The sequence below is a fragment of the Coleofasciculus sp. C1-SOL-03 genome, from assembly GCF_040220555.1.
In the GTDB taxonomy this organism is placed as follows: domain Bacteria; phylum Cyanobacteriota; class Cyanobacteriia; order Cyanobacteriales; family Coleofasciculaceae; genus Coleofasciculus.
The window spans coordinates 1-7,332 of record NZ_JAVJUO010000175.1 but is presented as its reverse complement, the minus strand read 5'-3'; the positions used below and the strand labels follow the sequence as shown (position 1 = coordinate 7,332).

General features: G+C 43.3%; 7 protein-coding genes and 3 pseudogenes. 7 read left to right on the top strand and 3 right to left on the bottom strand.

Annotated elements, in window-relative coordinates:
- The 4 genes and pseudogenes from RIE73_RS27865 to RIE73_RS27850 form a co-directional block, all read left to right on the top strand.
- Positions 1-364, top strand: a pseudogene (locus RIE73_RS27865) (ATP-binding protein); the annotation flags it as partial.
- A gap of 166 nt (positions 365-530) precedes the next feature.
- A complete protein-coding gene (locus RIE73_RS27860) occupies positions 531-785 on the top strand; it encodes a type II toxin-antitoxin system RelE family toxin (RefSeq protein ID WP_446404268.1) in 255 nt (84 codons plus the stop codon).
- A gap of 51 nt (positions 786-836) precedes the next feature.
- Positions 837-1,094 (top strand): prevent-host-death protein, encoded by a 258-nt coding sequence (locus tag RIE73_RS27855; RefSeq protein WP_446404267.1) that lies wholly within the window; start codon positions 837-839, stop codon positions 1,092-1,094.
- A 68-nt stretch (positions 1,095-1,162) separates the two neighbouring features.
- Positions 1,163-1,411: pseudogene (locus RIE73_RS27850) on the top strand (Uma2 family endonuclease); the annotation flags it as partial.
- A gap of 163 nt (positions 1,412-1,574) precedes the next feature.
- Here RIE73_RS27850 and RIE73_RS27845 read toward each other — a convergent pair.
- Positions 1,575-2,447, bottom strand: a complete 873-nt coding sequence (locus RIE73_RS27845; protein ID WP_446404266.1) for a hypothetical protein — start codon at positions 2,445-2,447, stop codon at positions 1,575-1,577.
- Positions 2,448-2,500: 53 nt separating this feature from the next.
- Positions 2,501-4,039 (bottom strand): eCIS core domain-containing protein, encoded by a 1,539-nt coding sequence (locus RIE73_RS27840; RefSeq protein ID WP_446404265.1) that lies wholly within the window; start codon positions 4,037-4,039, stop codon positions 2,501-2,503.
- 584 nt (positions 4,040-4,623) lie between these two features.
- Between RIE73_RS27840 and RIE73_RS27835 the strand changes: the two genes are divergently transcribed.
- The 3 genes from RIE73_RS27835 to RIE73_RS27825 all read left to right on the top strand — a co-directional run bounded on the left by RIE73_RS27835 (position 4,624) and on the right by RIE73_RS27825 (position 6,535).
- Entirely contained in the window at positions 4,624-5,121 is a 498-nt protein-coding gene (locus RIE73_RS27835) for a DUF4365 domain-containing protein (RefSeq protein WP_446404264.1), read from the top strand.
- Positions 5,118-5,666, top strand: coding sequence for a hypothetical protein (locus RIE73_RS27830; protein ID WP_446404263.1), 549 nt, complete (start codon positions 5,118-5,120; stop codon positions 5,664-5,666). Before RIE73_RS27835 ends, RIE73_RS27830 begins: the two co-directional genes overlap by 4 nt.
- 263 nt (positions 5,667-5,929) lie before the next feature.
- On the top strand, positions 5,930-6,535 hold the full coding sequence (locus tag RIE73_RS27825; RefSeq protein WP_446404262.1) for a hypothetical protein: 606 nt from the start codon (positions 5,930-5,932) through the stop codon (positions 6,533-6,535).
- 460 nt (positions 6,536-6,995) lie between these two features.
- Here the strand turns inward: RIE73_RS27825 and RIE73_RS27820 are convergent.
- Positions 6,996-7,332: pseudogene (locus RIE73_RS27820) on the bottom strand (hypothetical protein); the annotation flags it as partial.

Sequence of the window (7,332 nt, the reverse complement as noted above, 5' to 3'; positions counted from 1 at the left end):
ACGGATGGAAGCCTATCAGGGATTAGCGATTTTGACGACAAATCTGCTCGATGCTTTAGATCAAGCGTTTATGCGTCGAATTAATTTTTCGGTGAAGTTTCCCTTTCCAAATGCTGCCGATAGAGCCGAGATTTGGCAGCGAATTTTCCCAAAAGAGACGCCGACAAAGAAGTTAGATATGCAAAAGTTAGGTAAGCTGAATATGGCGGGAGGAAATATCCGCAATATTGCCTTAAATGCAGCGTTTATCGCGGCGGATGCGGGTGAGCCTGTGATGATGAAACATATTTTACAAGCGACGAAAAGCGAATCTCTGAAGTTGGGAAAAATTTTAACGGATTCTGAAATCAGTGGCTGGGTTTAACTGGGGAAAGCCAGAAGAAGCTTCTTACCGCCGGGGATGGCCCGCCTCAGGTAGTGAATATGTTCATGCGGTTCCCCTAGGTCAGTGTCCTATGTGTTAATTTTATAGATATGGTATCTTACTCAAATATCAAATATCAATCAGCAATTTATTGAGTCAATTCAGAGTGAAATACGATATAATTTCTTCTCCTGAAGCACAGGAGGATATTGGAACACTTAGAGCTAGCGATCGCGCCAAAGTTTTAGATGCAATTGAGATACACCTGAGATATGAACCCGAAAAGCTGAGTAAGAGTCGGATTAAGCGTCTCAAGGCGATCGCCCAGCCTCAGTATCGGTTACGGGTTGATGATCTGCGAGTCTTCGTGAGATGTGATTTACACTGTAGATACTGGGACAGTAGAAATTCTTGCGGTTAAAGAGAAAGCTGAAGCAATCAAGTGGTTAGCTGAGTATGGGAGACCAGAATTATGAAGCAGGTATCAATTGAACAAGTAAGCCAGGATTTACCGGGTTACTTACAGGTAGCAGAACAAGAGTATATAGTTATTACTCGTGAGGGAGTGGCAATTGGTATTTTAATTGGTTTAGAAGACTCGGAAGATTGGTGGGAAGAGTTACTTTTACAGAATCCACAGTTCCTTAAGCGAATAGAAAAGGCTCGAAGGAGTTTGAGGGAAGGAAAGGGTATTAGTCTTGAAGAGATGAGGAAAAAGTATGAACTGTAATTACATTTGATACAGGACATCTCGACCAATTATGGAAGGTGCACGTCTTGGCGGAAGAGAATATTGCTATGACTACAACCCTACTCATCCAAACTGAAACCACTCCCTTAAGGATTTCGCTACCCGCGATCGCGCCGATGACTCGCGAGGAGTTCTATGCCTTTTGCCAAGCCAATCGAGACTTGCGTATCGAACGTACTGCGGCTGGAGATGTTGTGATTATGCCACCTGCTTTTTCAGATACTGGAAACCGCAACTTTAATCTGGCTGTACAGCTTGGTATTTGGGCGGAACTTGATGGTACAGGGAAAGGGTTTTGACTCTAGTGCATTACCACAAGTTCCGGATTTTCGAGATTTAGAAGATAAAGTCGGCGAGTAGGGTGGGCTTTCTGGATATAATTTCTGATGAAATTGTTAAATTAACGTAATTTGCCCACCCTACAAGATCGGGCGATCGCACTGAGCCTTCTCACCTAAGTCATAGAAAAGCGTCGAATTCGATACCTCGATTAGCTATCCTTTGCAAAGAGGTATTAACCTCATCGCGGACTTGTTCGGAAGGGTCGTACTTCATCTGTAAAAGCTCCGCATATGCCTTTTGTGTTAGTTGTTGGTCATGAGAATCCTTGACAATATGCTCTAATCCATGAGGTATCAACGAACGCGGTTCCTCCGCTTCGATATTCTTCAGTCGGCATAATACTTGAAATGCTTGCTCGTTGGCAAAGTATTCCCCTAGCATTTCCGATATTACAAACCATGCCATCCAATCTGTAAATGAACTGTAGGAACTTTCTAGCAACGGAAGAAGCTGAGTTTTCTGAGTTTCAGAGAGGAATTCCCAATTTTCTATTTCTAAAATATAGAGTAAATGCCATGCTCCTTTTGAGGTCAAAAAACGATTTTCTTGGAGTAAACCAAGAATCAAGTTTAAGTACTTATCTGGGAAATGGCTGAGTCCTGAAACGGCAGATGATATAGCTTTTGCACACTCTTTCATCTGCATTTCTTCTCCTGAATTGATAGCTTGTTCAATAGCTTCATAAAGGAGTTCTGGAGAAATTTTTTCAAGACAATCATAAGCGATTAACATTGCAGAGTTAACTCGATCTTGTTGGGCAGAGGATAAACTCTCCCTATAAAGTTGAAAGAGCATTGCAAAATACCATCCTCCTCCTAGACCGAGAAATTTCGGTTGCTCTAGTAAATTGATGAAAAAATCTATATCTTCTGGACTAAAAATTATTCCTTCCGACGTCAAACTTTTGAGCTTATAAAAACATTCCCTAAGTAGCTTAGAATCACCCCAAATGATGGCTTGATGGATAGTTGTTTTGAGTTGTTCAATCATAAGTTATTCTCGATTTATTGGGGAGCTTCATAGATATTTATGCTCAGATCTATTTAATAAATAGGCCGCCGATCGATTAACTGTAGTCCTAATAAGCCAGCTAGTGTAATTAGTGCTGCCAAACCCCAGGATGGAAGGGTGACAGTCGCTCCTATGACTATAGCCCCAGCAACTATAATCACTCCCGCTCTAACTGCCCAGTCAGGTAGTCTAAACCAATTAACATTTGGATCGTCTGATTCTCGAACATCTTCAGGGAGTTGACCGCACTTTGCCACATACTTTGCTTTTTGTGCAGCTAAACTTTCTTTTGCTTCATTAATCAGCCGCCGATGACCTCTCTTACTGAGTCTAGGTTTTTTATCATCATCTGGGTGAGTCTCAGGTAAGTTATGGACATTTTCTGCTAGTTCTCCTATCCGTTTTCTGACTTCTTGTATAAGATTGCGTATTCTTCGTAAAATGTCTGTGCATTCTTTTTCAGTTCCTCCTCCTTTGTTGTTACTTAGCTCTACTCGCGGATTTATTTCTTTTTCATTCGTAAATTGTTTGAATTGAACAACCTCTTTAATCTTTAGTGCAATCTGTTCTCCTCCTTGCTGCATCACATGAGTCAACTCATGCGCCGTCAACTCATTATTCCCTGGCAATTTCCCTGCCCCAAAATAAATATCACTCCCATGAGTAAACGCCTGTGCGCCCAACTCCTTGTTCATCTGCACCGCTTCAGAACCCGTATGCACCCGCACTCCACTAAAATCAGCCCCAAAGCGCGGTTCCATAAACCCTCTCACATCCTCCGATAAGGGAGAACCTCCACCCTTAGACGAATTCAACCGACTCTCTAAATCAAAAGAGGCTTGATTTCCGTCTATTTGAGCTGCCCGTTGTATCATCTGGCGCATTTGCACACGCGGATCAATTTGCCTCTGCACCACAGGTGTAATTGACTGCGCTCTTTGCCAGATCTGATGGGGGTGATGGGGGTGATTGGTGTCCAACTGACGCTGAACGGACGCTGAACTATCAGGAGGCGCTGACATGGACATTACCTGTAGAGACGTTGCATGCAACGTCTCTACAAGGTCAGCTTCTTGCTCGTAGGGATCTCCTGGCGCTCCTACGGTCAACTTCGTTTGAATTCCAATTTCCTCTAAGTCTTTCCCTGCTTCTGGCGCCTGTTCTTCCTCTTCCTTGGCACAATCAGCACATTGTCGTTGAATCGGGTTTTCTGAGACAGGGGCAAAAGCACCTTTTAATTGGGAAGCTGGACTTTGTGGTAAGGGTGGGGGTGGATCAAACGTTGGTGCCCAGGGTGATTCAAATTTAGGTTGTAATGTTGACCCTTCGGCTTCGCTCAGGGTTAACCCTTCAGCTTGCTCCTGTTCCTTGGCTTGGAGTCCTCGCATCACATTAGCGGTAAGTCTATCCGCCGAGTCTCTGGAGTATTCCCCTATTTCCTGGGATGAGGCTGATGACGGGTTTGACTTGGGTTGAATCGAAAAATGCCCTAGTTTCGATGGACTCTTACCCTTTTTTTGTACCGTTGAGGGAGTCCAAGAAGAATTTTTCTTTTGTGGGGGTTTGTACATGATGCCACCTCAGTTGCCTATGGACGCTGATCCGTTCCCAATTAAGGCGTCAGTTTTCGGGGAATAAGTCTTGCTGAGAAAGACTTTCCACGATAGTACAAGAAAAAGGCGATCGCTCTTCTAAATCGACATCAAACTTTACTTGAGGGTATGTGTAGCCGTCGGTCTTGATATGTTGGCTTATATAGCAATCCTAAATAGGATGCAACAAGCGAAAAGCTCGAAAGCCAGGTACAGCAAGGGTTTCATTTTTGAAAATTGCCACGACCTATTTAGGGCTGCTATAGAGGGGTAGGAGTAGAGTGAGCTTTCTGGACATAAGTTTTGATGAAATCGTCAAATTATCAGAAATTCACCACCCGACAAAATTAGGCGCTCTTTCTGTATCCTCAGAATGTACAAGCAGCAAGGTTGATCAGGAATCAGGAAGAGATTCGCGATCGCGTTAATTATCCGGTACTCTTTGATCCGCAAACCTCTGGCGGGTGATTGGCGACAATTCGAGCGTGAACAGGCGGTAACGTGTGAGCAAATTCTGCAAGAATTAGGATAAACTGCAAACCCAAGTTTTAAATCGGCTTAACGTGGATATCAGACAACAAAAGGAACAATTTAGCAATACCTATTTACAAGCCGTTACAACTGTTGCGGGTTATTCTCTCTACAAGCCTTCTGTAGACGATGACAGCATCGATTGGAGAATTGCCGCCAAGGGGGTCATGGGACGGCTGCGATCGCCTCGCTTGGAATTGCAGTTAAAATCTACCTCTAGAGACGTTCTTGATGATAACCAGTTGCGTTACCCGCTTAAGATTAAGAACTATAATGATTTAAGATTGCCTGATTTTGTCATACCTAGAATTTTAGTTGTCCTTGTGCTTCCTGAAACTCTGACCGACTGGTTACAACAATCCGAGGCAGAACTCTGTATGAGATATTGCGCCTATTGGGTATCACTCCGAGGAATGCCTGATACCCAAAATACAGCGACGGTAACGGTTTCCCTACCCAGAAGCCATCAATTTACCGTGTCAGCGCTTCAGTCTATGATGCAGCGTCTTAGTCAAGGGGTTTTACTATGAATGTAACGGTGCGAGATGTTGAATGTTTAAAAAGCATAAAACCTCAACAGCTTCAGGCGTATTTAAAAGCTCATGGCTGGTATGAAGATCGTCCATTTTTAGATAATGCTATGATTTGGCTCAAGCCGGATGAGCAGCGGGGGGAATTTGAGATTTTATTGCCTCTAAAAACAAATTTAGGGGATTATGTGACTCGGATTAGTGAGGCGATTGAAACCTTAGCCGTTGTCGAGAATCGTTCTCAAGTTGAGATTTTGAGTGAACTGCTTTCTGATGGACAAACGATTACACTTCAGGGAGTAGTCATGCACATTAACACGCCTAATTCTGCGCCCTTAAGCGGTCAGGTAACGTTGCTGGGTGTTGTTGGAGAGAAGCTACGGAAAATTAAAACTGAGTTAACAGGTTATGACTATATTTTAGCGGTGAAAGCGTATCAAGAACGTTGTCCGATAATCTGTGTAGGTGAATTAAGCAAAGAGAATGGTAGTTTTGTGTTAAAAAATGTTCGGGATTTGATGTTTGATGAATCCTGGGAGCATTAATATATATTCATTTGCGACTGATTATTCTAGGTTGTCTCGAAAAAAACGTACAGTTTGTAGTCAGCGTTTTAGCGCTTCTGCCACTAAAGTGGCTACTACGAAACCAGCCACTAAAGCGAGTCGGGTGGGCAAACGGATATAATTTATGGTCAATCGTTAAATTAACATAATTTGCCCACCCTACAATACTCAGCAGTGGCAGGCGAGAGCTTACACGCTAAAATTGAATCGTATTTTGATGTGTAATCACCAGCAGAAAAGTCATGACTCGCCGTCGTATTTTGCAAGAGGATCGATCCTACACATTTCGCGCCTATTTTGAGATGCCTTATGAGGCAGATGAAATCTTAGCTGAATTAGGCTATACTTTGCTGAGAAAACGTCTCGATTTACCGCGCTGTAATCGCGAGTTAGAGCGATTAGAAGAGTTACGACAGCGAATTAATGAGTCTTTATTATTAGTGAGTTTGAGCAGTGAGACAGCACGACGGGAGACACTTGTAGCACCTACCTTGCTGGAAGTTGCCCGGTATTGTCAGTGTCAAGTACGAATTGAGTATCCCTTGTCAGTCAATAATTGGTTGAAGGGCAATTTGGATTATTTTCTGAAACACAATCCAGGTTTGCTGGTGGTTGAGGCAAAAAATGATGACTTGACACGAGAGTTTACACAGCTTGCGGTAGAATTAATTGCTATTTCCGAAGTGGAAGAAGGGGATATCTTTTACGGGTGTGTAACCATTGGTGATGCTTGGCGTTTTGGTCGGTTAGAAAAGACAAACAAGCTGATTTTGCAGGATATTACGCTCTATCGAATTCCTGATGATTTAGAGGATGTCATGAGAATTTTAGTGGGAATTTTGGCATGAGTGAATTTCTGGGGACGAGCGCTTATAAACTAATAGGGATGTGGTGCATTTCCATAAAGATGTTTGGTTTCATATAAGGGGTTATCTGAAGGAACGCACCCTACGAGATCTGCGATCGCGCCAAGTCTCAAGAATTTTTTTGTAGCTGATACTACAGTTTTTCGGTTTAGTCAACTTAAGCCCTAGGACATTGGTCAAGAAACCGCGTTTCTGGAGGTGAAAGGTTGATATGGAGTTGTCATCCTCACGAGAAACCCGGTTTCTTGGAACACTTAACCGACGCTCTAGAGATGGGAACTATGCCGTTAATATTTCTAAATATTTTAATGTTGGCAGTGTAGAAAATTATTTACAGCGCTTTTCAAGTAAGTGAGGTACATAGACAGATCCCCGACTTCTTGAAGAAGTCGGGGATCTTGCTTAAGGCTGTACCTCATAAACCTGAAATCTGCTGTATGATTTAGAGCGTGACGGTGCAGGTAGTGGGCGTCGTTCCAGCTATGGGGACGCGACTGATCAACCATTCTCGATTGAACTCCTTATTGCTCAAAGGTAATATCCTTTCGTTCTTGGCTTTAGGCAAACCCAAGTATTTTCTTAGGTTTGAGGTGTACCACCCCTCTTGAGTATGGACGGTGTAACCTGCTTGGCGTAGTTGTTCAATCTGCCAATAGTTTGGGTCGGCGGGAGATATTGCTACCTCCCGTCTCCCTTTCAAAACCGTGCGTGACAGTTTCCCGTCACACGGCTCCTCAGTGACTTGACCCTTGTTATGGGCACCTCTTCCCTCGTTTGGG

Coding starts and splice junctions, on each gene's coding strand:
- RIE73_RS27855 (WP_446404267.1), top strand. CDS start 837: ATGAAGCAGGTATCAATTGAACAAGTAAGCCAGGATTTACCGGGTTAC.
- RIE73_RS27845 (WP_446404266.1), bottom strand. CDS start 2,447: ATGATTGAACAACTCAAAACAACTATCCATCAAGCCATCATTTGGGGT.
- RIE73_RS27840 (WP_446404265.1), bottom strand. CDS start 4,039: ATGTACAAACCCCCACAAAAGAAAAATTCTTCTTGGACTCCCTCAACG.
- RIE73_RS27830 (WP_446404263.1), top strand. CDS start 5,118: ATGAATGTAACGGTGCGAGATGTTGAATGTTTAAAAAGCATAAAACCT.
- RIE73_RS27825 (WP_446404262.1), top strand. CDS start 5,930: ATGACTCGCCGTCGTATTTTGCAAGAGGATCGATCCTACACATTTCGC.